Origin of the sequence: Streptomyces phytophilus (assembly GCF_013870535.1) — a bacterium.
Classification (GTDB): Bacteria; Actinomycetota; Actinomycetes; order Streptomycetales; family Streptomycetaceae; genus Streptomyces; species Streptomyces phytophilus.
On the sequence record NZ_JACBXC010000014.1, the window covers coordinates 1 to 23,909 of the forward strand.

The window sequence follows — 23,909 nt, forward strand, 5'->3', positions numbered from 1 at the left end:
CGCCCGGTCGTCTGCCAGGGCTCGGGGACCTTCGCCACCACGGCCAGCACCCCGACCACCACGGCCACCAGGCACACCCACCGCGGCGCGCCCCGCTTGATCAGCAACCAGGACAGCCACAGCAGCACCGTGCCGGCGGCGAGCACGGAGGAGACGAGCTTGACCACATCCTCGTGCGGGGCCCGGTACACACCGCACAGGTCGACGAAGGCGTAGACCGACCCCACACAAACCCCGGCAAGGACGATCAGCAGCAGTCCACAGGCGTCGGCAACGGCGCGCGGCCGGTTCACCGGGTCGGGGGTGAACACCGGGGGCTGCTGCGCGCCTTCGGGCTGGGCCGGTGCCGTGTTGCCCGCCCCGGGCACGCTGTGACGTCCGGTCGTGGACGAGGGGCGGGCGGGCGCCTCGGGGAGATGTGCGGGTAGTGGGGGGTAGGAGGCGGTCGGTGCGTTGGGCGCGGTGGTATCGGCTGCGGTGCGATCGGCAGCAGAGGGTGAGGGTTTCATGTCCTGGTTTCTTGGCGTGATCAGCAAAAGCGGTGGTACGGGTCAGGTGGGGTAGGGGCATGGTCTGAAGGGCTGTGCACGTCGGGCTGGGCCGCCGCCCGTTGTGCCGGGGCGGGCGGGGCCGTGACGTGGTGGTGAGGCCCGGCTGCCGGCCGGCAGGGGCCGGCAGCCCGGCCGTCCGCCGTCGCGACCTCCCCAGATCGATCGGCGGAGTCTGGTACTCCCGGACTGTGTTCACCTCGCCCAGGGTGGTGATCACACGGGCCCGGCGAGCACGCCCGGCCCGTGTGAGGGGAGGAGGGGGTGTGACCACGGATCCGCCGCGTTCTCGTCGGTCGGCGCGGCGCTGGTGAGGGTGTCGATGGGCCCGGTGCCGCGGGCCGGGTCTGCCAAGACGACGACGGGGATGGTGACCACGATCGCGATGATCCAGATGAACGGCCACAGGCCAAGGCCCACCCGCTCGTGTGCCTGGTCCTGCGCCGGCTCCGGCGCCCGCTTGTGGCGGCTCACCGCTCGTCTCCCAGACGGGCGGCCGGGTCCGTCTCGGCCAGCAGCGGGCGGACTCGCTTGAGCCACGTGTGCGGGTTCGACATCTCCTCGATGGTGGGGAAGCACTCGATGTCCGACCAGACTTGGTTGAAGCGCTCGATGCCCAGTCCCGGGTCTGCTTCGGTGCCCTCGATGACCTGGTCGAAGAACGTCAGCGGGTCTTCGTACCTGGCCTTCCGCGTCTGGCTGAACAGCTTTCCCCAGAAGCGGGACTGCAACGAGGGGCCCTGGACGGCCTTGCCGTTCTCGTGCGGGGTGTGGCCGAGGATCTTGGTGGCGATCTGCATGCCGCCCCAGGTGGCGTGCCCCTCGATGAACGGCGCGGCGGCGCGGCCGGCCCAGCCCCGCTCGTGTGGGAACGGAGTGTCGACGGTCGCCAGAAGCGGTGAGCGGAGCTGCTGCGCGGGATGGATCAACTCGTGCGCGAAGCCCAGCGTCAGCTCGTCTTCGTTGTCGTAGAGACCGGCGTGGCGGGCAGAGTCCGGCGCGAACCAGATCTCGGAGGTGCCGTCCGGCAGCCTCACCGTCCGAGGGCCGAGCAGCATCCACACCAGACGCAGGGACAATCGCTGAAGGCCCACCTGCCGGTTCACCTTCTTCGCCGCGCTCGGGTCCGGCGCGAGGTCGCGAACTTCCGCGGCGACCCTCTCTCGCATGTTGCCCATGACGCGCTTGCGCCAGGTGCGCGGGGTGAGCAATCGGATGGTCAGGGCGGAGGGGAGTTCCATCCCCACGGCCCCCGCCACCTCGGACGCGCACCGGTCGACGATCGTCTGCAGCCGGCCGGTCAGCTCGGCGTGCCGTCGTCCGGCCTGGTTGTCGATGTGGATGTGGGTGGTCATCGAAGAAGTGCTCCTTGCAAGTACAGGGGTTCTTGCGGGTACGGGGTCTTACGGGTGCATACGAGTGCAGGGGTGTGCTCGTGCGGTTGCACGGGCGGTTCGTTCTCTCGGCGGCCGTGCCCCGCTCCGCGGTGGGGCCGCTCCGCGGGGCACGGCGCGCACTGCGCCCCCTGGCCTGCCCGTTGGCCAGTGCGCGCGGCGCCAGGTATGTCCCGGGGGCGCGTGGTTTCGTCGGACCGGTGGGCGGCTGCCGCCGTCGGAGGCTTCGCCGGTTCCTTGTCTTCAGCGGGGCTGAGGAGGCGCCGAGGAGGTGAGGGTCAGTTCCGGGGTGACCCGCTTGAGCCACGTGTCGGGGTAGCGGATCTCGTCGGCGTCGGGGAAGAGGTCCCGCCGCGCCCACAGCCCGTTGAAGGCGCGCTGGTCCAGTGCGGGCAGTTCGCCCAGGCCGTCGAGCACGTGGGCCGTGAACCACGCGCCGTTGTTGTACGCGTCTCCCGCCTTCTGGGCCATGGGAAGCCGGGAGAGCGTGCCGCCGATCAGCTTGTATCGCAGTGAACGCCGGTACTGACGACGACGCTCCTTGACCCACAGCACGGGGTTACCCCCCGCCACCTTGGTCGCGATGCGCGCGCCGAAGTAGGTGGCGTGCCCCTCGCCCACCGTCTTGATCTCCCGGTCCGCCAGCCCCAGATCCTTGCCCAGCGGGCCGGTGTCCATCACCGGCAGCCGGCCACCACTGGCGTGGAACTGTGCGGGGTGGATCAGCTCGTGCGCCAGCATCGCCAGCAGGGCGTCGTCGTCCTGGTATTGCCCGTGGTGCCGCCACGTACCGGGCGTGATCATGATCTCCGGGTCTCCGGCTGCGGTGGTGTAGGTGATCCCTCCGGCGACCCAGAAGGCGATCCGCGAGCTGACCGACGCAATCGCGCGGTTGAGCTTGATCACGTTCTCCACGTCGTGGTCGCCGGTGGCCTCGGCGAGCGCTGCGGCCACCAGCCGCTCCTGGTCGTCCATGATCGTCTGGCGGAGGGCGGTGCGGTCCAGCAGCCGGATCACCAACCGCTCGGGCAGCGCCAGCCCCGTCACCGGCTCGACCCACGGGACGCACTCCTCCGCCATGTACTTGATCCGTCGGCCGAACCCATGGTGATCACGGCCGGCGAGCTGCTGGACATCAACCTCGGTCGGAGGCACGAAGAAACTCCTGATCAGTGAAGAGAGAACGGGGAGGTACGGCCGGGGAAGGGCGGATGGCAGCGGACGCGGCTTCCGCACCGGCTCATCGAGCGCTGTGGTGCCGGTCCCAGACGGGCTGGACCCGGTCAAGCCAGGTGTCCGGTGCAGCCAGCTCCGCCGGCGACGGCATCAGCGTGAAGGCGCTGAACAGCACGTCGAACTGCCCGACATCGAGCGCCGGCCGCTGCCCGGCGCCGGTCAGCACGTGGGTGACGAACCGATTCCCGGCGTCGTTGTCGCGGCGCTCCTGGCGACATCCGGCGCTGCGGGCCCGGCGGGCATGGCGGCGGCTCGGCGGCTTCGTGAGCCCGCCGGTGGGGTGCTCGCCGAACCGTTCGGCGAGCACCTTCTCGGCGCACCACCTCGCGTGGCCCTGCACCACCGGCCGCAGCGCACGGTCGGCCAGGCCGCGCCGGCTCGCCATCGAGGTGTTCACGGCACCGAGAAGCGTGTCGGAGCTGGCGTGGTGCTGGGCAACCTGACACAGCTCCCGCGCGATCACCCCGACCAGGCGGGGCAGGTGGTGGTAGAAGCCGGCGTGCTTCAACCCCGGCGGACACAGCAGAACCTGTGCCGGGCCATGCTCGGTGTGGAGGGTGGACGCGATGTCCAGCCAACTGGTCTTGTCGGCCTTGAACCTGCGGTTGAGCCACTTCAGCGCAGCACGGTCCGCCCCGTAGGCCGCCGCGTCCTCGCGGACGATCCGCTCGGCGTACTTGCGCATGCGCCGAATCCAGCCCCGGCGGGTAACGAGATGGACCTCAACACCCGGGGGCAGCCGTAACGCAGTGGCGTCTTCGACGACCGGTGCGACTTCCGAGGCGATCCGGGCGACCTGCCGTGCAAGGTCGTCATGCGCTGAACCGGCGGAATGGCAGACCAGAATCGGGCTGGCAGGGGACATGAGAAACGGAACTCCAAAGGACGTAACTCGTACAGGTTGGGGAATCCACCGCGCGCGGTGGTGACCTGCTGCCCGCCAGGAAGGACAAAGGACCCCGGGGGGTGGTCCTCCTCAGAGCAGTGAGGGTCCGGCATCCGACGGGCAGCAGGAGCTTCAGCACCCAGCAGGGCGGGATCTGCAACACCGGTGCCGGTGCGGCGGATACGCCGACACCAGCCAGCTACCCGGCACCCCCGGCGGGTGGGGCACAACCATGGGGGTGAGGACTACGGCCACTGGGCACCTCCCGTCCCGGGCGTCAACCGGAGGGCACCTGCGGCCTCGGACTCGGCGGGGAGGTCGTCCAGGCGCACAGGCGTGCAGCCATGGACGGTGACGGCCTCCCGGACAGCCAGGATCCAGCGCAGTTCCACGACAGAGGCGTCGTACGAAACCAGGGTCAGGCCGGTCTTGTGCCGACTGGGCAAGGGCTTCAACGTGGCTTGCTGGTAGGCAAGGCCCGCGACACCCCAGCTCGACGCGCGGTCCACCACCGCGGCGGAGTAGGCGTCCGCCAGATCGGGACAGTCGCGCACAGCATCCTCAGCACACTCCGCGTGGATGGGAGGCGAGGTCAGGCGATCGCCGGTGGTGATGGGCCTGCTACCGGCGACAAGGAACATCAGCGGCTCCCCCGCGGCGGCGGCCGGAGTGAAACAGACCTGGCACAACCGGTGGTTCATCGCCCGCCGCCGACGCGGCCCGTGCACGAGACCGATCTGCGCACGCCCCTCACCGTCCGCCTCCGGAACTCGCTCCCACAACAGGCCACGATGGCGGTCGGTCGGCAGCTCGCCCTCGTAGCCGAGTCCTTCACCACCGAGACCCGCAAGCCACCGCCGCGTCACGCGCACCGGGAGAGGCGCTTCGCCCGTCCACGGAGCAATCGCCGGCACCCGCATGCCGTTCTGGTAGCGCTGTTCCCGCAGTGTCATAACGACCCCTGGGTTGCTCGGTGCGGGCTGATGACGCGGCCGTCCGGAAGCAGCTCTCCGGTGTCGTCGAAGGCAAGCACCCCGTTGCACAGCCGAGTCCACCCCTGCTCGAAGCGCCTCACCAGGCTCTTGGCCGCCTCCCGGTCGGACGCCTCCGCAGGCGGACAGGGCGGCACATGCTCACACACGATGAACGCCACCCGACCCGCCCGCCGTCCCATCCGGCGCCGAGGCCACCGGCATTCCACCGGGCACCTCCTGGATCGCCACGAGGGCGGTCGTCCACTCCATACCGCCGTCCTTCGGCCGGAGCCACGCCACGGGCGGCTCGTCCGGCGCCCTGAAGATCGGTTCCAGACGGATGTCGTCGACGTCGGGCGCCACAGCCTGCAGAACCCCAACACGGCCGCTGTGTGCGGTGTCGGCAACCAGGTGACCGAGCCACGGGTGCGACTGGTGCCCCATGCCAAGTCCCCACTTCGTCGTTGCTGCCACTCTCTTCACTCCCTCGGCCTTTAGCCCGCCAGGTAGCCGCACTCCCCGTGCTCGGAGTCCCAACATGGCCATGCCCTGCTTGTACCTAGCCGTGCCGTCGCCATGAGCAACCTCAGACAAAGGCCGCTACGAGAACCTCACGCTTAGCAGTTAGAGGCCATGTGCCCGGGTCCGACAGTCGTTCCGTCCCGGGCCTCCGAGACGAGGAAGGATCGTTGAGACGCCAGAGGGAGGCAACTGGCATCCGTCACAGTTCCTAGCAACTGGCATGGTGCATCACAGTTCTTGTCGCAGATACGTGAGGTGGGGACGGATCCTTGTCAGACTGGGCATGCTGCCGTTCAATCGGTACGTCTTGTCCGAGAGGAGGCGCCGGTCATGGATCGAGACGTGCGGGCACATGGCCCTTCGTGCGCACGTCGCTTACGCGCTCAAGGAACTGCTGATGGGCAGACACTTCAGGAGATCGCTGAGTCGATTCACAGACACTGTTCTGTCTCCCTGCTACGTGCGCACCGTTTGGCTCGGGGACTCACCCTGAAGGATGTCGCAGGGAATCTGCGCAACCTAGGAGCAAGCTACGGAGAAAGCGCTCCGAAGCCAGATCCGATCCAATTGGGGTACTGGGAAACTGGAAAGAACCATCCCAAGCCCGTAACCGTTGGCCTGCTGTGCTCCTTCTATGAATCAACGCCGGAGGAGATCGGCTTCACAAGTGCGGCAGCAATACAGACACTTGCGCTGTCTGCTGTCTCAGGGATTCAGGCAGGTTCAACCGCGGGTGCGTCCTTCGTGCAGCGACTTGATTCTGCGCGGCGTGAGGTAGATCGAACTCTGGCTTCCGCTAGCGTTAGCCCCGCTCAACTTGATCTGCTCGACGAGCGGATCGTATTGGCTCGACAGCAGTACCTGTATACGCCTCCGGCGCCCATGCTCGAAACGCTCCTCGGCCTCCTTGCGGATGTCGAGGATTTGGCCGGGGACCGGCAGCCGGCCGCGGCTCAGGTCCGACTTTCAGAGCTGACGGCGATACTCTCAACTCTGGTTGCCGACGCTTTGATGAAGCTCGGTGACCTGGATAGGTCCCAAGCGTGGTACAGCACCGCACGTGCCGCCGCTGATGACAGCGGAAACGTCGAGTTGCGGGCGCGAGTCAGGGCACAGGCCGCGATGCTGCCGTTCTACTACGGTCCTCTCGAAGTCGCGGTCACCCTTACTCGCGAGGCCCGGATGATTACCCGTGGACGGCCGTCAGTCACCACCGCCTTCGCCGCAGCCGCCGAAGCACGTGCTCTTGCGAAGTTGGGCGATGGCTACAAAGCGCAGCGTGCGCTTCGCCTCGCGGCCGATCTGTTCGAACAGAGCGGGCCGGGTGGAGACGCGGACGACGCCTTTTCATTCCCCGAGCGACGGTTTCTGCTGTACCGAAGCGGGGCGTTGACTGCCATCGGTGACACAACTGAGGCCCGGCGGGTCCAGGCACAAGCATTAGGGCTTTACCCGACACAGACAGGTATTGATCCTGCACTACTCCAACTGGAAACAGCAATCTGCTGCGCGCTCGACCGTCTCCCATCCGACGCCTGCGATCTAGCCGGTTCGGCGATCCTGGCGATCCGTCCCGCCCATCAGACGCCAATCTTGCGAGCACGGGCTCGCGAGGTCATCCGAGCGCTCCCAACCCCGACACGCAGCAGTCGGCCGGTACGTGAACTGCGCGAGATCCTGGCCTTACCTCCTGGTGCGATGTGACAAGTGGCTCTGTGGTAAGCGACCTTGGACTCATGACAGTAGCGGATCCGATAGCTGGCGGCTTCGATGAGTCAGAGATGCAACGTGTCCTGGAGCAAGCATGCTTGGCGGCTGGCCTCAGCAGTTCTGGCGCCCGTCTTCTGCGTGGCCACACCAACGCCGTCATCCTGCTCGCGAGGGACCCGGTCGTCGTCAAGATCGCCAGACGCGGGTCGCGGCTCGATGACGTGACCCGCACCGTTGCGTTCGTCCGATGGCTTACGACCGTCGGGTTCCCGACTGTGTCTCTCCTGCCCGTAGGCCAGCCCGTCGTCGTCGATCATCACGCCGTGACCTTCTGGACCTACCTCCCGCAGCCTGACTACCCTGTCACGGCCGTCCAACTTGCCAGCCCTCTCAACACACTTCACTCGCTCACTCCACCGGATCTGGCGCTACCGGCACACGACAACCTACGTGCCATTCGCCGCTCCATTTCCGAGATCACTGATCTTGCGGGTTCGTCGGTAGAATTTTTGAGCGACTGTGCAGATCGACTCGAATCCGAACTCAAAGGCGTTGATTTTGCTCGACAGTCAGGCGTAATTCAAGGTGACCCTCAACACCGAAACGCTTTGCACACGGCTGATGGGGTAGTAGTCCTGTGTGACTGGGACACTGTCGCCATTGGGCAGCCCGAATGGGATTTGGTGACCGTCGAGATACATTGCCGTAGATTCGGCCATGGAAAGCGGCACTACGAACAGTTCGCCGACGCTTACGGCTGGGACGTGCGGCGATGGTCGGGCTACCGTACATTGGCTCAGATTCGCGAGCTGCGAATGATCACCACGAATGCCCGGAAGGCGCGTCACTCCCCGGGAAGTCTGGAAGAAGTCAAGCATCGCATCGAAGGCGCCCGGCGTCACGACACCGAGCTGGAATGGAGGATCTTGTGACGGGCATAACAAGTCCACGGGCTGGGGCCTCGACCCCTGTCCTGCTTCAGCCCCATCACGCCGATCACGGCCGCCACAAGCACCAACCACGATAGAGACAGGTATTCGGATGACTGCTATTGACGACTCGACAGTCCGCGATCCCGACACGCTGCGTGCGGACATGGTGCGCGCGCTTCGTGACGAGGACGGGGTCAGGACCGAGCCCGTCGCCGCCGCCTTCGCCGCGGTGCCCCGGCACAGGTTCGCGCCGGATGCATCCCCAGAGGTGGCGTACAGCCTGCACTGCTCCGTGCCGGTCAAAAAGGATGAGCACGGCGTGGACATCAGCGTCATGTCCGCGGCCCACGTCCAGGCCGTCATGCTGGAGCAGGCCGAAATCGAGCCCGGCATGAAGGTCCTGGAGATCGGATCCGGTGGGGTCAACGCCGCCTACCTCCAAGAACTCGTCGGCAGCGAGGGCGAAGTCACCACTGTCGACATCGATCGCGACGTCATCGACCGGGCTCGCCAATGCCTCGATGACGCCGGGTACACCCAGGTGAGAACTGTCCTCGACGACGGTGACCACGGCGTTCCTGACAGCGCTCCATATGACCGGATCATCGTGACCGCGGCGGCGTGGGACATCCCTTCGTCGTGGATCAACGGGCTCACGGAGAAGGGTAGGCTCGTCGTCCCACTCACCGTGTGCGGCACGACCCGCAGCATCGCCTTCGACCACGACGGAGACGGTCTGATCAGTCGCTCCTACGGCTTGGCGCACTTCGTTCCCATGCAGGGCGAGGGAGCCGCCCAGGAACGCAAGGTGGTGCTGCGCAGGGGCGTCGCTCTCCAGACCGATGACGTACGGGTACCCCTGGAGCCCCAGACGCTCAATGCGGCTATGGACAAGCCCCGGTCGGAGTGCTGGTCCGGTGCTGCGTACGACCTGCCTGACGAGTTGGACCTGTTTCTCACGCTCAACCTGTCGAGCCCGGCCCGCCTGCACGCCGCTCAGGACGTCGTTGACAGCGGGCTCGTGGAAGCATCAGCCCTCAAGGGCGTGCCCGCGCTGGTGAGCCGGGACAGCATCGCCTATCGCACCCGCCGCGAGAACCCCGACACCGGTGGTTTCGAGAGCGGCGTGATCGCCCACGGCCCTCACGCCGAAACCCTCGCCGGCCAGTACGCGGGCCTGCTCCGCCGTTGGGCTCAGGACCACCGCCGGCGGGGAGCCGCAACACTCCGGTACTTGCCGGGCCCCGCCCCCGCACCCCTGCCCGAGGACGCCGTGCTCCGCCGCCACGGCATCGTCACGGCGACCTGGGCCTGAGACTCCGGAGCCCTCCGGCTCCGGGACTGTGCACCACCTGTCACTGCTGCCAAGGAGGCATGTATGACCGTGCACATAAAGCGACCACTGGCGCCCGCGCAGCCACAGGACGCCCTGACGTCGTCGGTTGAGACAGCGGACTGGGAACTCGACGTCACCATCGTTGAGGGTGGCCCGGCCGCGGACCAGCTCATCCGATTGACGAACGACGGCTGCAACTCGACGTGCGCCACGGCGTGCGTGAGCTGCCCGTAGTAGTCGCGCGGAGCAGTACCGACCGCGTTCATCGCGGTGCCCGGCCGTGCCCGGCCTACGGGCGCGGCCGGGCACCGCGCAGCCACACGGAGGTGCACATGTACCGCCATGCCGATGCGGTGCTGATCCGGGGCGCTGCGGGACACCCCGAACAGCAGATCGACTGGCCGGACCTCGTCAGCACCGCTGCGAATCCAGCGTCGTGGCGAGCGTGGCTACAACAGATATGGGCCAGTTCCGAGTTCGCCGCTGCCGCCGCTGCTGCCAGCCCCGACCTTGCAGACCGCGTCGGGCAGGTCTGCGCCGGCCGCCCGCTGCCGGACGCCACCGTGCGCCGTACTGTGCTGGCCGTGCTGCGCTACCTGCTGCGCGCTCGGACGCGAGCCACGCCGTTCGGTCTGTTCGCTGGGGTTGCAGCCGCACGATTAGGTGCCACCCTCACGGTGCACATCGGCCGCGCGCACCGTCCCTCGGCCAGAGCAGACACCGGCCATGCCGCGGTCCTGGCCGACCGCTTCGAGCAGCGCACCGCACTGCAATCAGGTCTGATGTTGCTCGCCTCCAGCCTCGTAGTCGAGCACGACGGTCACGTGGTGATCGAGCACCGGCGAAGCGGGGAACGAGATGTCGGCCCCGAACACGTACGGATACGAAGGACGGGACCCGTGCGCGCAGCCCTGAATGGCGCACGCACCCCGATCCCGTGGAGAGACCTCGCGGCGAAGCTCGCAGTCGGCTTCCCCGGCACCCCGCCCGCTGCGATAGACGAGCTTCTGGCGGGCCTGGTCCAGCAACGGGTCCTGCTCACCAGTCTGCGCGCCTCTATGACGACGCCCGACCCGCTCACGGGCCTCACTGACCACGCACATCATCTGTCCACTGCCGAGAAGGCCGAGCTGGACGCCACTCCCCTGCCCGTGATCGACCTGCGCCTGGACTGGGACCTGACCATCCCTGAGATGGTGGCGCGCGAGGCGGCCACGGCTGCACAAGCCCTCGCCCGACTTGCGCCCCGTTCTTCTCTGACCGGCTGGGCCGAATGGCACGCCCGGTTCCTCGACCGGTACGGGCCTCGGGCGATCGTCCCCGTCCTGGACGCCATCGACACACTGGGATACCCGCCTGGCTACCTCGGCGCCACCACCGCGCCGACGCCGTGCCCCCTGCCCGATCGGGACAGCCGCCTCACCAAGCTCGCGCACGCTGTCACCGTCCAGGGCCGCACTGAGGTCGCGCTCACAGACACCATGCTGGAAGACCTGGCCACCACCGACTCCGACCACCCCGTCCAGCCCAGCACCGAGGTGACCGTACGCATCGAGGCCGTTAACGCCGCCGCGCTCCGTCGGGGCGAGTTCACCCTGCATGTCGTCGGCGTGGCGCGTTCGGCCGGGGCCACCACCGGCCGCTTTCTCGACCTGCTGCCCGATGATGACCGACGTCGCATGACCGACGTGTACGGCCGGCTTCCGGGAGTGCACCGCGGCGCGCTCGTGGTCCAGATCAGTGCCACGCCTCTATCCGTCCGCGCAGAGAACGTCGCACGCGCCCCGCAGGCGACCGATCTGGTGATCTCGCTCGGCGAATACCAGAGCCCGGATACCCGCTTGATGCCGGTGACAGACCTGGCCGTCACCGCCGACGCCGAACAGCTCCACCTCGTCTCGCTCTCCCGTCGCCGCCCGGTGCACACGCTGTTACTCAACGCCGTAGATCTGGGGCTGCACTCCCATCCGCTGACCCGCTTCCTGGCCGAGGCACCGGTCGCGCTCGTCGTGCCCTGCACCGGGTTCCTTTGGGGCGCGGCTGCCTCGAACCTCCCGTTCCTGCCCGCGCTGCGCTACGGCCGCACAATCCTGTCCCCGGCCCGCTGGCTCCTCGACCGCGACGACCTGCCCACCGCGTCGGCACCGTGGCCGCGGTGGGACGAAGCCCTGACCCGGTGGTGCAACGACGTGCACCTTCCCCAGCACGTCTACCTGAGCGAGGCCGACCAGCGCATTGCTCTGGACCTGGCCGAGCCCTCCCACCGGGCCCTGCTCCGCGCCCGCCTCGACCGCGCCAGAACGGCGACCCTGCACCCTGCCCCGCTACCCCAGGCGCTGGGCTGGATCGGCGGCCGTGCCCACGAAGCCGTGATTCCTCTGATCACAGAGCAGAACCGCACACCCGTGCGGACGACAGCCCACGTCGTCGCCCGCGAGCACGGACACCTGCCCGGGAGTGGAAACAGTCTCTACCTCCAGCTCCACGGACGCCGAGACAGGCAAGACCCCATCCTGACCCGACACTTGCCGATCCTCCTCAGCGACTTGGGCGATCCCCGCTGCTGGTTCGTCCGCTACCCCGACCCCGACGACCAACTTCGCCTCCGCCTGACCTGCGCGCCCGGAACCCTCGGCACGGCCTTCGAGCACGTCGGCGAGTGGACCGCGCAGCTACGCCGCCGCGGACTGATCACCCGTACCAGCGTGGAGACCTACCATCCGGAGACCGCACGGTTCGGCGGCCCCACGGCGATCGATGCGGCCGAGGCGTACTTCGCCGCCGACTCCGCCGCCACACTTGCCCAGCTCACCGCCGCAGCAGCGAAGAACGCGCCCGACGCCCGTGCGGTGACTGCCGCGAGCATGGTGGACATCGCCGCCGGCCTGCTGGGCGACCGCGCCGCGGGAATGCACTGGCTCATCGAGCACACCCGAAACGACTCGACTGCTCCTCCCCGCGCGGTCTACCGACAGGCCGTCGACCTGGTGCACACGCACCCCGCCGATTTGGATGAACGGACTGTTTCTGCCTGGGCCGCGCGGCGGACAGCACTCACCGACTACGCCTGCGCGCTCGCGGAGACGGGCGCGAGCCCCGGCGAACTGCTGCCCGACCTTCTGCACCTGCACCACGTACGGATGCAAGGGCCCGGCCTGCCGGAGGAGCGCGCGCACCTGCACCTGGCCAGGGCCGCAGCCTTGAGCTGGGCGGCACGAGCAAGGAGAACACCGTGACCACGACAGCCCCTGCTGCCGCCGCCGCGCTGTCGACCGCCGACAAGCTGGCCGATGCCTTGGCCGACCCGGTCACCGTGTGGCCGAACGGCCGACCCGGCGGCGGCCGGGCCTGGCCCCAGTCCCTCGCCGGAGGTGCGTCAGGCATCGCTCTTCTCCACATCGAACGGGCTCGTGCCGGCCGCGGTACCTGGGAGACGGCACACATCTGGCTGGCTGCGGCTGTGGACGGCGAAGTCAGCGCTGCTGCCAACGCCAGTCTGTACTTCGGTGCTCCCGCTCTCGCGTTCATCACACACCGCGCGGCGAGCGTGTCAAGCCGCTACGTGCGGCTCCTGGAGCGCTTGGACGCGGCCACCCTCGACGTCACCAGAACCCGGCTGGTCGCCGCCCACCAACGCGTCGACCGTGTCGAACGCCCTCCTATGGAGGAGTTCGACCTGGTCCAGGGTCTCTCCGGGCTCGGCGCTTATCACCTCAGCCGCCACCCTCACCACGAGATCACCCGCGACATCGTGGCCTACCTGGTGCGGCTGACCGAACCCCTGCCCGACCCGGCCCGACTGCCGCCCTGGTGGATGAACGTCGCCCCCACCGGCGCGCTCCACCCCGACTACCCCGGCGGGCACGGCAACTTCGGGCTCGCTCACGGCATCGGCGCCGTCTTGTCCGTACTCTCGCAGGCCGTGATAAACGGTGTGAATCTGCCTGGCCTGGCTAGCGCCGTCGAGCGGATCTGCGCCTGGACCGACCGTTGGCGGCAGGGCAACGACTCCCACCCCTGGTGGCCCGGCCAGATCAACGTGCAGCAAGCAGCCGACCAGCACGTTCCCGCCGAACTCCGCCCCCGGCCCTCCTGGTGCTATGGAGCCAGCGGTGCCGCCCGAGCCCAGCAACTGGCCGGTCTCGCTCTCGGAGACCCGACGCGCGTGCGGCTTGCGGAGGCCGCGATCCTCGATGTCCTGCGCGACCCGCACCAGCAGGCCACACTCCCTGAGATCGGACTGTGCCACGGCATGGCCGGCCTACTGCACGCGGCATGGCGCATGGCCACCGAGACCGACAATTCCGAGATCGCCGCAGAACTACCGCACCTCGCAGTGCGGCTGATCACGGCAGTCGAACAGGGCGATCACGACCCGGAACTCCTCGACGGAGCCGCCGGTGCCGCACTCGCCCTTCACACCTTCGGCACGGACCGCGCGCCCGCCCCCCGCTGGGATGCCTTCCTCGCCCTGGCCTGAACACCACGGAGGAACTTCATGACTCCAGCCGCTTGGTGCCAGGTCAACGTGATGTTTTCGGACTGGGAGCACGCCGAAGCCACCGCCGTCACCGAACTCGCCCCACTCCTGGCTACCGCAGAGGACGTCGGAGCCATCAGCACGTGGTTCATCATGCGCAAGCATCCCTGCTGGCGCATCCGCTACATACCTGTCACCGGCGTGCAGAACCCCATGGACCGGCGTCTCGAAGAGCTGGTCTCGGCCGGGAAGGTCACCGGGTGGACGGAGATCATCTACGAGCCCGAGGTGCACGCCTTCGGTGGTGCTCAATCCATGGACTCCGCACACCGCTTCTTCCATCGCGACAGCCGCAATCTCCTGGAGTTCCTCCGCCGTGACGCAGCCCGGCACAGGCGCGAGACGTCCTTGATGCTCTGCAGCCTCATGATGCGCGCCGCCGGGCTGGACTGGTACGAGCAGGGCGACGTCTGGGCACGAGTCGCCGCCCACCGCGCTCTGCCACCGGGCTCCGAGCAGAACAGCAACGACCAACTACACACTGGCGTTCACCGTTTGCTCTCCGTGGACCCCAAGTACGTAGTGCAGCCCGGCGGCCCTTTGGCAGCGGCCACCGAATGGGTCTCGGCCTACACCGATGCAGGAAGCGACTTGGCCCGCCTCAACGAGACCGGCCAACTCCACCGCGGGCTACGGAATGTCCTAGCTCATCATGTGATCTTCGCTTGGAACCGACTCGGCCTTCCCTATGGCACGCAGGCCATCCTCACCGCAGCCGCGAGGACCGTCATCTTCGGCGCGGACCCGGCCACCGAGAGGAGCAACACGAACCATGTGGAAACTCCCTGACAGCATCGCCCGGCGGTTCCCCCTCGTCGCTCGTCCCCGCCCCGCCTGCCTCCCCCTGCATCAGCGAGTCCAGGCACTGGCCGACCTCGCGGACACCGCTCAGCAGCAGAGCGACCCAAGCGTGGCCTCCACGGTCTTCAACCAGGCCGCACTGATTGCCTCGGACATCGATCTCCCCGACATCGCCCGCATCCTGTGCACGCAGCACGCTGCCGCCTACCTGTGCGCCACTCCCTTACCCCCCGAGGCCGCCGTGCGCGCGCTCGAACCTGCAATCAACCTTGCACGCCTCCAGCTTCGTGCCGGACATCCAGACACGGGGCGCCAACTCCTCCTGACGCTGTTCGATGCCATCACCCACGACAGGTCCGCGCAGATCGAGAGCATCGCCGTCCCCGCGAACCTCGTGGCCACTGACGCCGACCGCAAGAAGGTGCGCACCTGGCTATGGAGCGTGCTCCTCGCCGACGGCACACGCGCCCTCACCACCCAAGGACGCTGGGACGAAGCCCTCGCCCACATCGAAAAGCATCGCGGCATTGGTACCCGGATACTGGATGGGCGCCAAGTGGCAGTCCTCGCAGCCCTCACCACTGGCGACACCAGCCGTGCCCGAGACCTGCTCGACCACACGACGCCGGGCGACCCATGGGAACAACTCGTCGTCGCCTCCCTGATGGTGCTGTGCCGACTCGCGACCGGCGAATCGGCGGCTCAGTCCGTCGCGGACGTGACCGACGCCTACCTCCGAGCACCTGCCGGCCACGGCACGACCGTCTTCGACATACGGCTTGGCCTCACGATCCTCGCTGCTGCACGATCCGCCGGTCACACCGTCACCCACGACCTCGTCGACGGTCTCCACCGCCGCACGATGGAAGCACAAGACGGCTACGCCGCCCGTGAAGTCCTCGCCGACACGCAGTTCACCGGACTCATCAGCGACAGACAGGAGCAGCAGTGTCACAATCTCCTGCACGCGTGTGGCCTGGGCTCGGGAGACCTTCCGGACGGCCTACTCAGTGACCTTCTCTCAGCGACACGCACTGGCGACGAGGTAATTCGAGATCGCCTCCGTGTCTTCTGAAGGCTGCTGGTGTCCGGGCGTACAGCTTGATGCGACTTCCTCACTGGCTCCCGACCTTCGCTCAGCGGCGCTCGAAGAAGTGGCGACTGGTGATCGGCTCCAGGTAGTCAGCGTGCGGACCTGCCAGACCCGCCAGGTCCTCCGGCGAGGACACCAGCGCGACGTCGTCGAGTTCCGGCTCACGCCCCTGGGCGCGCTCGGCCGCCGCAGCAGCGGCCAAGCCAGCTCGCAACGTCGCCTCGGAACGCGCGGGGGCCAGGTAGGTCAGACCGACACTGCCGTTCTCGCCCCGGGTCACGATCCACAGCCGCAACTCCTTCGCGACCACGCCGATCCCCACCTCTTCCACGAGTTCCCGTGCTGCCTGACCGGCCAACGCCGACTCGTCCAACACCCGCCCCGCCCCCGGGAGGCTCCACGGAACCTCCCGGCAGTTGCCAACGGCCCGGGGCAGCCGTAGAAGGCGACATCCGCGCCGTCAACATCCGGCCGTCATCGGTTGGCTGGACGACGTTCACGGACAGCGCGGGCAGCGCGGTGGCGCCAGGCACACGACGCAACGCGTAGTGCCGGTATGTCACACCCACCCAGGACAGACGCAGAACCCGCGGGCCCAACCACTCCAGCCCCCCACACGCCACCACCGGCCCGTCGAAGAGAGTGGGGTTGGCCCGAACCGCCTTCTCCCACACCCGGTCTCGGGCCTCGGCGTCCTGGGGCGACAGCGGCGGCTCCTCGGCTTCGGCCAGCACGAGTTGCTCGACATCGAGGAGGTCAATGCCCACAGGGGGCAGCGTCTTCGTCACCGGCTCATCGTAGAACCCACACCTACCAGCACCGCCTAATGACGTCCACGCTCCGTTCGAGTCCCCACGAAACGGAAAGCTGACTTCAATACCTACCGGCGTGCAGGGCAGTCATCCGTGCATACCTTCCTCATGGCGGTCTCGGCTGCGGCGCTCAACGTCGCCCAGCGAGTAATAAACCATGCCGCACTGGAAGCACAGTGCCACCTCGTCGCCGCGCGACTCGACGGTAGAGGCTCGCCGAGCCCGACGACCCCCGCTACCCGGAGCGGTGGGACCTGTGGGACGAGAAGGCGGGAATGAACGTCCCCCCGGCCTGGCGCTACGCCACGGGCGAAGACGTGAACGTCGCCGTGATCGACACCGGATACGTCATGGGTCTGCCGTCGTCGTGTGGATGGTAGATCGCTGCCTGACGTCATGGACTCGACGGGCCTGTTGGGGCTGACGTTGCTGTGTTTCGTGAATTGAGCAACAGGACAACACTGGTGAAGCCGACCGTATGTTCTCAGAGTTGTGTCTGTGACTCAGATGAGTATCTTCTGGTGGCAGTCTTGTCGGCGGAGGCGGTCGGTATACGGCGCCTGGTGGGTGGTGGCAGCTACTGCGCTGCTAGCGCTGGGTGGGTGCGATGACCCTGCGTCCCGTTCGGCCGATGACCCGACGCAGCCGCAGGACTCCGGCAGTTCGCCGGGTCCAGGGCCGCGGTCGACGCCGCCCTCGTCGCAGGCCCCGGCGCAGGAGTCGAAGGAAGCCGCGGTCGAGGCGTACGAGCAGATGTGGGCGGACATGGCCCGCGCCGCGAGGACATCGGACTGGCGGGCGGGGTATCTGCCCGATCACGCGACCGGTGAGGCGTTAGAGACGATCACCGGGAGCCTCTACGCCGATCACCGCAACAAGGTGGTCACCCGCGGCGAACCGGTCTTGCATCCGGATGTCGCCTCGGCGAAGCCGCCGAAGGATCCGACCACCGTCTTGATCAAGGACTGTGGCGATTCCACGAACTGGCTGAAGTACAAGAAGGAGACGGACCAGTTGGTGGATGACGAGCCCGGCGGGCGGCAGGAGATCGAGGCCGAGGTCAAGGTGCAGCCGGATGGCTCGTGGAAGGTGACTCGCTTCGGTGTGTGGAAGGTCGGCTCATGCTGAAGCGGGGTGCGGCGGCGACGGTGCTCGCGCTGACCGCAACGGTCGCGAGCGCAGTCCCTGCGGCGGCCGAGGGCGGCTGGGGATGGACGACCTGCGAGCAAGATCCCCGCCCCGGGTGCCGGCTGGGCGCGGAACAAGACGACGGGGATGACGGCGCGCCGCCTGATGGTGGCGCTGCACCGGAGTTCGGTGCCCCGGCCCCCGGTGGCGGAGGCGGGGGCCAGGCTGAGCCGCAGAGGGACAACCCTGATCTGATGAATTGCGCGTACGAGCCAGCGCCGGACTACCGGCCGCCGGCGGAGGCGACCGCGACCTCACACACTCCTCCGGCAGACGACGACGTCGGAGCACCGATGGTGCCGGCGGTCTTCCGCTCGGGCTCGGGAGGGCCTGGGGCGGTGCCGGCCGAGCCGGTCCAGGGGGAGGGGCCAGGCGCGTGGTACGTGTGGAGCTGCTCGGGTACCGGGACGCGCGATGCGCTGTATCGCCCGCCGGTGTGGCTGCCTGAAGGGCCGCCGGGGGAGGAAGCAGATTCCGGTCCGTCGCCGGCGGCGTTGGCGCAGCGGGCGTACGAGCAGTTGCAGTTGCCCGGCCCGGATATTGCCTCCAGCCCGTCTGGTGACCAGCTTGTGCAGGTGCCGACGTGGGTGTGGCTGGAGGGCTGGGAGGCGGTCTCGGCGACCGCTTCGGTGCCGGGCGTGTCGGTGCGGGCGACAGCGCGCCCGACGCGGGCGGAGTGGTCGTTTGGCGACGGATCGACGGTGGTGTGCCGGGGGCCGGGGACGCCGTACCGGTCGAAGGGGGACCCGAGCCGTCCGTCACCGGATTGCGGCCATACCTACCGCTCTTCGTCGGCCGGCCAGCCGGATGAGGAATATCCGGTCTCGGTTGAGGTGCGCTGGACGGTGAGCTGGTCCGGCGCCGGGCAGTCGGGCACCTTCCCCGGGCTGACCACCCAGGCGACGACCGCTTTTCGCGTCGAAGAAGGCCCTGCGCTGAACACGGAGTGATCCCGATGAAGGTTTCGTCGTACGGATGTGATGGCCAGATGAGGCGCCGGTGAGTACCCCGACTCCCGTCACGCCCGGTCCCTTTGCTCGGCAGGACGAGGCGCTGGCGGCCTCGGCGGGCGGCACGTCCCGTCTGCAGGGCGTGCGCCGGCGCCGGCGGGTGCCCTTTCTGCTGACCGGGGTGGTGCTGGTGGTGGCTGCCACGCTCGGCGGCATCGTGGCGGCCAACGAACTCGGGCAGCGTGAACCGGTGCTCGTGCTGGCCGACGAGGTGACGGTGGGACAGCAGCTGACGGCCGAGGACGTGCGGGAGGTACGCATGGCCATCGAGTTCGGCCCCAACGTCCTGACCGCCGATTCCCTCGACGAGGTAATCGGGCAGCGCATCGCCTACACCCTGCCGGAAGGCGCGTTGCTCACCAAGGAGGTACTGGGCCGCTCGCAGGTGCCCGCGGCCGGAGAGGCGGTGGCTGCGGTGGCGCTGGAGCCGGGTCAGTTCCCGCCCGGGATACAGCCGGGTACGGCGGTGCGCGTCATCGCCGCTGGCGCCGAGGAGGCCGCCAGCGGCACGGACACGCCCACGGGCTCGTGGGCGGCGATCGTCTCGGCCGTGCACAACCCGGATGAGGGGCAGGTCACGGTGCTGTCGCTGCAGATGGGCGACGCGGACGCCGAAGCCCTGGCCGCGATCCCCGACGGTTCGTTGCGTGTGGTCGCGGTGGCGGGGGGTGCGTCGTGATCGTGGCGTTGTGCAGCCTGAAGGGCTCTCCCGGGGCGACGACCGTGGCGGTGGCAGTGGCCGCGGGGTGGCCCTCCGGCGGCCACCCGGTGGTTGTCGAGTGCGATCCGGCAGGCGGAGATCTGCTGGCCCGGTTTCGCCTCGACCTCAAGCCGGGGCTGGTCACGCTGGCCGCGGCAGCCCGGCGGACGGCCGGGGACCCGGGGCTGATCTGGCAGCATACCCAGCGGCTGCCCGGCGGCGGGCTGCCGGTGGTGCCCGGGCCGCTGAGCGCCGAGCAGGCGCGCGCCGCCCTGGCCGAACTGACCGGCGAGCCGGGTCTGTTGGTTCAAGCCGCCGCACGGCCGGACGTCGCCGTGATCGTCGACTGCGGTCGCATCGGCGCCGATGCCGCGGCGCTCGCCCTGATACGGGCCGCGGACGTGATGCTGCTGGTCACCGGAACCAGCGATGATTCCTTGGCGCACCTGGCCGTTGCCCTACCGGCCGTCTCCCGGCTCTCTGCTCGTCCGCGGCTGGTGCTGGTGGGGGAGGGCTACGCGACCGAGGAGATCGTCCAGGCTCTGGAGATCGAGCGGCTGGGGGTGCGCGTCACCGGCCGCATGCCGTACGACCCCGCGGGCGCGGCCCCGCTGACCGGGCGCCCCTCGCCCCGGTCGGCACCGTCACGCTCCCGGCTCGGCCAGGCCGCAGCTGCGCTGGCCGTCCGCACCGCCCAGGACGCCCTCATCACGCCGCCCGCACACCTGGCGGGCCGCTTCGCTGGAGTTCCCGCTCCTGCTGGGCCGGACGCTCCTGGCCCCCGGCCGGTACAGCGGCAGGCGCCTACACCCTCGATCGATGGACGAATGCCATGACTGCGCCGAACGACCCCCACGCCGGCCGCTGGCGGGCACAACCTGTCGACGGACACCCTCGGCCCCCGGGCGCCGCGCAGGCCGCACGCCACGGCTTGAGCGCCGCCTCGCTGCCCTTCACCGGTCCGCCGGCGCCCGAGCCCGCCGACGGGCTGCGCGCGGCGCTGCGGCAGCGCTTATCGAGCTGGCTGGCCCAGCAGGTCCGCGCCGAGGAGGACGCTGGCATCCCCGCGCCTGACCGCAAGGAGCGCCGCATCTTCGCGCAGCCAGTGCTGGCTGACGCCGCGGAGGAATTCGCCGCCACCGCTCTGTCCCAGGGCAGCGCCATCCCTGGCCAGGACGTGGAACGCGCCACCATCGACAAGGTGCTCGATGAGTTCTTCGGGATGGGTGGGCTGGAGCCGCTGCTGCGCAATCCCGAGATCGAGAACATCAACATCAACGCCTGTGACCAGGTGTTCGTGCGCTACGCCGACGGCCGCCGGGAGCAAGTCGCGCCCGTGGCGGGCACGGATGCGGACCTGGTGGACCTGATCCGGGAACTGGCCGCGCGCAGTGGCGTGGAGGAACGTCACTTCGACCGGGGAAGCCCCGGGGTGAGCTTCCAGCTACCCGGAGGCGAGCGGGCGTTCGCTGTCATGGCCGTCACCGCACGGCCGGCGCTGGCGATCCGCCGCCACCGCTTCCAGCAGGCCACGCTCGCGCAGTTGCGCAAGGTGGGAACCGTGGACCACCGGCTGCAGGCCCTGCTGGCGGCCATGGCCCGGGCCCGCAAGAACGTGCTGATCACCGGAGGGACGGCGATCGGCAAGACCACCCTGCTGCGCGCGATGGCGGCCGAAGTCCCGCCGGCCGAGCGGCTGGTCACCATCGAGGACACCTTCGAACTCGGCCTGGACGCCGACCCGGCCGCGCACCCGGACGTGCTCGCCCTGCAAGCGCGGGAGGCGAACATCGAAGGCGAGGGCGCGGTAGAGCTGGCGGAGCTGGTGCGCTGGGCGCTGCGCATGAGCCCGGATCGCGTCATCGTCGGCGAGGTCCGCGGACCTGAAGTGATCCCGATGTGCAACGCCATGAGCCAGGGCAACGACGGCTCCATGGGCACCCTGCACGCCTCCACCAGCGCCGGGGCGTTCACCAAGCTCGCCGCCTACGCCGCCCAGGGACCCGAGCGCCTCACGGTGGAGGCCACCAACCTGCTGATCGCCTCCGCGATCCACTTCGTCGTCCACCTGGATCGGCCCCGCGGCGAGGAGCACCAGCGGGTGGTGCGCTCCATCCGCGAAGTCGTCGGCGCCGACGGCCCGCAGGTGATCTCCAACGAGATCTTCCGCCCTGACACGACCGGGCGTGCCCAGCCCGGAGTGCCGCTGCGTACGGAGACCCTCAACGAGCTGCGGGCCGCCGGGTTCACGCCCGGCCTGCTGGAAGCCGGTTGACATGACCGCAGGGCTGCTGATCATCGTCTGCGGGCTCGGTGCGGGTATCGGCCTGCTGCTCATCATCGCCGCGTGGCGGGGCGCCCTGCCCAGCACGCGGTGGCCGCGTCGCCCGCGGCGCCGGCCGCGCGCAGATCGGCCAGCACCTCCGCGTACACGGGCAGCAGCCGGTCCAGCAGCGTCAGCGGCTCGAAGTCCGCGGGCGCGCCCGGCGCGGGCTTGGCGAGCAGCAGGTACGTCACGGGGCCGAGCAGCACGGGCCGCGGGCCGGGGGCCCCGAGCGCCAGGGCCTCGGTCAACTCGGCGGTCTGCTTGGCCGGGTCGGCGGTGAAGACGGTGTCCGGGCCCAGCTCGGGCACGAGGTAGTGGTAGTTGGTGTCGAACCACTTCGTCATCTCCAGCGGCGCGGCGTCCTGCGTGCCGCGGGCCATGGCGAAGTAGCCGTCGAGGCCGTCGGCGGCGACGGCGGCGCGGTGGCGGTCGGGGACCGCGCCGACCATGACGGTGGTGTCGAGCACGTGGTCGTAGTACGAGAAGTCGCCGGTCGGCACCTCGTGGACGCCGGCGCCGGCCAGCTCCCGCCAGGCGGCGCGGCGCAGTTCGGCGGCGGTGGCGCGCAGCTCGTCGGCGGTGACGCGCCCCTTCCAGTAGCCCTCGACGGCCATCTTCAGCTCCCGGTGGTGGCCCTGTCGGGGGTAGCCGTACACGGTCGCCCGGGCCGCGGCTGCGGACTTCGCTGTCACGGAGATCTCCTTCGCGAGATGGATCCCTGAGATCCCGGCGCCGGAAGGAGAGGGGGGAGGAGACACGGGGAGGAAGGCAGCCCGGCACGCCCCAGCGCTGCTGCGGCGGGTGCCCTGATGCCTGTCCTGTACGTCACGTGCGCCGACCCTGCCCTCGAAGGTCACCGGGATGTCCGCGCGCGGAAGGCCCGCGCACGGGCAGCGGGCAGGTCTTCGGACTCGCGGGCAGGTCCGCACGCGGACGAATCGTCGCGCGCGGGGGCACCTACTGGCCGTCGCTTCCCGGACCCGCCGGGTCCAGTGCGTATGACGGCGGTCGTTCCCGCTCACCGCTGCGGGGCAGTCCCGGATTCCCACCGGGTTCCCTCTTGCGACGCCACCGCCTGGCGGACGGGGCGAACCGGCTGCACGGCCAGTGTAGGGCGCCCCTCCGACACCGCCGCGGGCCGCAGCCTTGACCCCGACGCAGGGTCAACCTCCGAGCATGGCGCCATGACCACGAGAACCCCCGCAGGACCGGCCGCCGGAACTCCCGCCGGAACTCCCGCCGGAACTCCCGCCGGAACTCCCGCCGTCGAGGCGTACGGGCTGCGCAAGGCGTACGGCGGCCGCGAGGTCGTCGCCGGCGTCGACCTCACCGTGCCCGCCGGCACCGTCTACGCCCTCCTCGGCCCCAACGGCGCCGGCAAGACCACCACCGTCCGCATCCTGACCACCCTCCTCGCCGCCGACGCCGGCACCGCCCGCGTCGGCGGCCACGACATCCGCCGAGAGCCCGGCCGGGTGCGCGCGGCGATCGGCGTCACCGGCCAGTTCTCCGCCGTCGACGGGCTGCTCACCGGCCGCGAGAACCTCCGCCTCATGGCCGACCTCGGCCACCTCGCGGGCCCCCGCGCCACCGCCGTCACCGGGCGGCTCCTCGCCCGCTTCGGCCTCGCCGACGCCGCCGACCGGCGCGCCGCGACGTACTCCGGCGGCATGAAGCGGCGCCTGGACCTGGCGATGACGCTGGTGTCCGGGCCCCGGCTGATCTTCCTCGACGAGCCGACCACCGGCCTCGACCCGCGCAGCCGCCGGGAGTTGTGGGACGTCGTACGCGAACTCGTCGCCGACGGGACCACCGTTTTCCTCACCACCCAGTACCTGGAGGAGGCGGACCGGCTCGCCGACCGCATCGGGGTGCTCGACGGCGGCCGGCTCGTCGCCGAG

Annotated in this window: 23 protein-coding genes, 1 pseudogene and 1 riboswitch; of the genes and pseudogenes, 14 read left to right on the forward strand and 10 right to left on the reverse strand. The window is 69.3% G+C overall.

From position 1 onward, the window contains the following. The 8 genes from H5J30_RS02380 to H5J30_RS02410 form a co-directional block, all read right to left on the reverse strand. Nucleotides 1–368 (reverse strand): hypothetical protein (locus tag H5J30_RS02380; RefSeq protein WP_220188450.1); only part of this gene is annotated, 368 nt, incomplete at its 3' end. A gap of 396 nt (nucleotides 369–764) precedes the next feature. Beyond that, a complete protein-coding gene (locus H5J30_RS02385; protein ID WP_181785470.1) occupies nucleotides 765–1,022 on the reverse strand; it encodes a hypothetical protein in 258 nt (85 codons plus the stop codon). After that, nucleotides 1,019–1,903 carry a hypothetical protein gene (locus tag H5J30_RS02390; RefSeq protein ID WP_181785471.1) on the reverse strand — a complete coding sequence of 295 codons (885 nt, stop codon included), beginning with the start codon at nucleotides 1,901–1,903 and terminating at the stop codon, nucleotides 1,019–1,021. The genes H5J30_RS02385 and H5J30_RS02390 overlap by 4 nt, the downstream gene beginning before the upstream one ends. Before the next feature lie 282 nt (nucleotides 1,904–2,185). Then, a complete protein-coding gene (locus H5J30_RS02395) occupies nucleotides 2,186–3,097 on the reverse strand; it encodes a hypothetical protein (RefSeq protein ID WP_181785472.1) in 912 nt (303 codons plus the stop codon). Between the two features lie 85 nt (nucleotides 3,098–3,182). Further along, the gene (locus tag H5J30_RS02400; RefSeq protein ID WP_181785473.1) at nucleotides 3,183–4,043 is read right to left on the reverse strand and encodes a hypothetical protein; all 861 of its coding nucleotides are present in this window, start codon (nucleotides 4,041–4,043) and stop codon (nucleotides 3,183–3,185) included. 266 nt (nucleotides 4,044–4,309) lie between these two features. Then, nucleotides 4,310–5,017, reverse strand: coding sequence for a hypothetical protein (locus H5J30_RS02405; protein ID WP_181785474.1), 708 nt, complete (start codon nucleotides 5,015–5,017; stop codon nucleotides 4,310–4,312). Continuing rightward, on the reverse strand, nucleotides 5,014–5,205 hold the full coding sequence (locus H5J30_RS35885) for a DUF5999 family protein (protein ID WP_309505404.1): 192 nt from the start codon (nucleotides 5,203–5,205) through the stop codon (nucleotides 5,014–5,016). Before H5J30_RS35885 ends, H5J30_RS02405 begins: the two co-directional genes overlap by 4 nt. Then, a complete protein-coding gene (locus tag H5J30_RS02410) occupies nucleotides 5,198–5,512 on the reverse strand; it encodes a hypothetical protein (protein WP_181785475.1) in 315 nt (104 codons plus the stop codon). The genes H5J30_RS35885 and H5J30_RS02410 overlap by 8 nt, the downstream gene beginning before the upstream one ends. Nucleotides 5,513–5,890: 378 nt before the next feature. Between H5J30_RS02410 and H5J30_RS37845 the strand changes: the two genes are divergently transcribed. The 8 genes from H5J30_RS37845 (at nucleotide 5,891) to H5J30_RS02450 (ending at nucleotide 15,954) form a co-directional block, all read left to right on the forward strand. Then, complete coding sequence (locus H5J30_RS37845; RefSeq protein ID WP_181785476.1) at nucleotides 5,891–7,264, forward strand: helix-turn-helix domain-containing protein; 1,374 nt, start codon at nucleotides 5,891–5,893, stop codon at nucleotides 7,262–7,264. A gap of 77 nt (nucleotides 7,265–7,341) precedes the next feature. Further along, a complete protein-coding gene (locus H5J30_RS02420; RefSeq protein ID WP_258563038.1) occupies nucleotides 7,342–8,202 on the forward strand; it encodes a phosphotransferase in 861 nt (286 codons plus the stop codon). A gap of 109 nt (nucleotides 8,203–8,311) precedes the next feature. Then, nucleotides 8,312–9,517 (forward strand): methyltransferase, FxLD system, encoded by a 1,206-nt coding sequence (gene fxlM, locus H5J30_RS02425; RefSeq protein ID WP_181785478.1) that lies wholly within the window; start codon nucleotides 8,312–8,314, stop codon nucleotides 9,515–9,517. Between the two features lie 63 nt (nucleotides 9,518–9,580). Next, nucleotides 9,581–9,772, forward strand: a complete 192-nt coding sequence (locus tag H5J30_RS02430; protein WP_181785479.1) for an FxLD family lanthipeptide — start codon at nucleotides 9,581–9,583, stop codon at nucleotides 9,770–9,772. Nucleotides 9,773–9,870: 98 nt separating this feature from the next. Next, a complete protein-coding gene (locus tag H5J30_RS02435) occupies nucleotides 9,871–12,774 on the forward strand; it encodes a lantibiotic dehydratase (RefSeq protein WP_181785480.1) in 2,904 nt (967 codons plus the stop codon). Beyond that, entirely contained in the window at nucleotides 12,771–14,018 is a 1,248-nt protein-coding gene (locus H5J30_RS02440; RefSeq protein ID WP_181785481.1) for a lanthionine synthetase C family protein, read from the forward strand. Before H5J30_RS02435 ends, H5J30_RS02440 begins: the two co-directional genes overlap by 4 nt. 18 nt (nucleotides 14,019–14,036) lie before the next feature. Continuing rightward, nucleotides 14,037–14,867 (forward strand): thiopeptide-type bacteriocin biosynthesis protein, encoded by an 831-nt coding sequence (locus tag H5J30_RS02445; protein ID WP_181785482.1) that lies wholly within the window; start codon nucleotides 14,037–14,039, stop codon nucleotides 14,865–14,867. Then, nucleotides 14,851–15,954 (forward strand): hypothetical protein, encoded by a 1,104-nt coding sequence (locus H5J30_RS02450; RefSeq protein ID WP_181785483.1) that lies wholly within the window; start codon nucleotides 14,851–14,853, stop codon nucleotides 15,952–15,954. Before H5J30_RS02445 ends, H5J30_RS02450 begins: the two co-directional genes overlap by 17 nt. A gap of 61 nt (nucleotides 15,955–16,015) precedes the next feature. On the opposite strand, the gene H5J30_RS37375 is transcribed toward H5J30_RS02450, so the two are convergent. Further along, nucleotides 16,016–16,345 (reverse strand): NUDIX hydrolase, encoded by a 330-nt coding sequence (locus H5J30_RS37375; protein WP_309505405.1) that lies wholly within the window; start codon nucleotides 16,343–16,345, stop codon nucleotides 16,016–16,018. A 1,204-nt stretch (nucleotides 16,346–17,549) separates the two neighbouring features. Between H5J30_RS37375 and H5J30_RS02460 the strand changes: the two genes are divergently transcribed. The 5 genes from H5J30_RS02460 (at nucleotide 17,550) to H5J30_RS02480 (ending at nucleotide 21,957) form a co-directional block, all read left to right on the forward strand. Continuing rightward, complete coding sequence (locus tag H5J30_RS02460) at nucleotides 17,550–17,912, forward strand: hypothetical protein (protein ID WP_220188451.1); 363 nt, start codon at nucleotides 17,550–17,552, stop codon at nucleotides 17,910–17,912. A 398-nt stretch (nucleotides 17,913–18,310) separates the two neighbouring features. Beyond that, entirely contained in the window at nucleotides 18,311–18,922 is a 612-nt protein-coding gene (locus tag H5J30_RS35890) for a hypothetical protein (protein WP_258563036.1), read from the forward strand. A gap of 49 nt (nucleotides 18,923–18,971) precedes the next feature. Beyond that, nucleotides 18,972–19,661 carry an SAF domain-containing protein gene (locus H5J30_RS02470; RefSeq protein ID WP_181785486.1) on the forward strand — a complete coding sequence of 230 codons (690 nt, stop codon included), beginning with the start codon at nucleotides 18,972–18,974 and terminating at the stop codon, nucleotides 19,659–19,661. Nucleotides 19,662–19,705: 44 nt separating this feature from the next. Next, nucleotides 19,706–20,518, forward strand: a complete 813-nt coding sequence (locus H5J30_RS02475) for a chromosome partitioning protein (RefSeq protein ID WP_181785487.1) — start codon at nucleotides 19,706–19,708, stop codon at nucleotides 20,516–20,518. Continuing rightward, nucleotides 20,515–21,957, forward strand: coding sequence for a TadA family conjugal transfer-associated ATPase (locus H5J30_RS02480; RefSeq protein ID WP_181785488.1), 1,443 nt, complete (start codon nucleotides 20,515–20,517; stop codon nucleotides 21,955–21,957). Before H5J30_RS02475 ends, H5J30_RS02480 begins: the two co-directional genes overlap by 4 nt. A 116-nt stretch (nucleotides 21,958–22,073) precedes the next feature. On the opposite strand, the pseudogene H5J30_RS02485 reads toward H5J30_RS02480, so the two are convergent. Next, a pseudogene (locus H5J30_RS02485) lies at nucleotides 22,074–22,700 on the reverse strand (5-methyltetrahydropteroyltriglutamate--homocysteine S-methyltransferase); the annotation flags it as partial. 187 nt (nucleotides 22,701–22,887) lie between these two features. After that, a riboswitch (cobalamin riboswitch) is annotated at nucleotides 22,888–23,120 on the reverse strand. A 72-nt stretch (nucleotides 23,121–23,192) separates the two neighbouring features. On the opposite strand from H5J30_RS02485, the gene H5J30_RS02490 reads away from it, so the two are divergent. After that, nucleotides 23,193–23,909, forward strand: a 717-nt coding sequence (locus tag H5J30_RS02490; protein ID WP_258563037.1) for an ABC transporter ATP-binding protein, incomplete at its 3' end; no start/stop codon positions are given.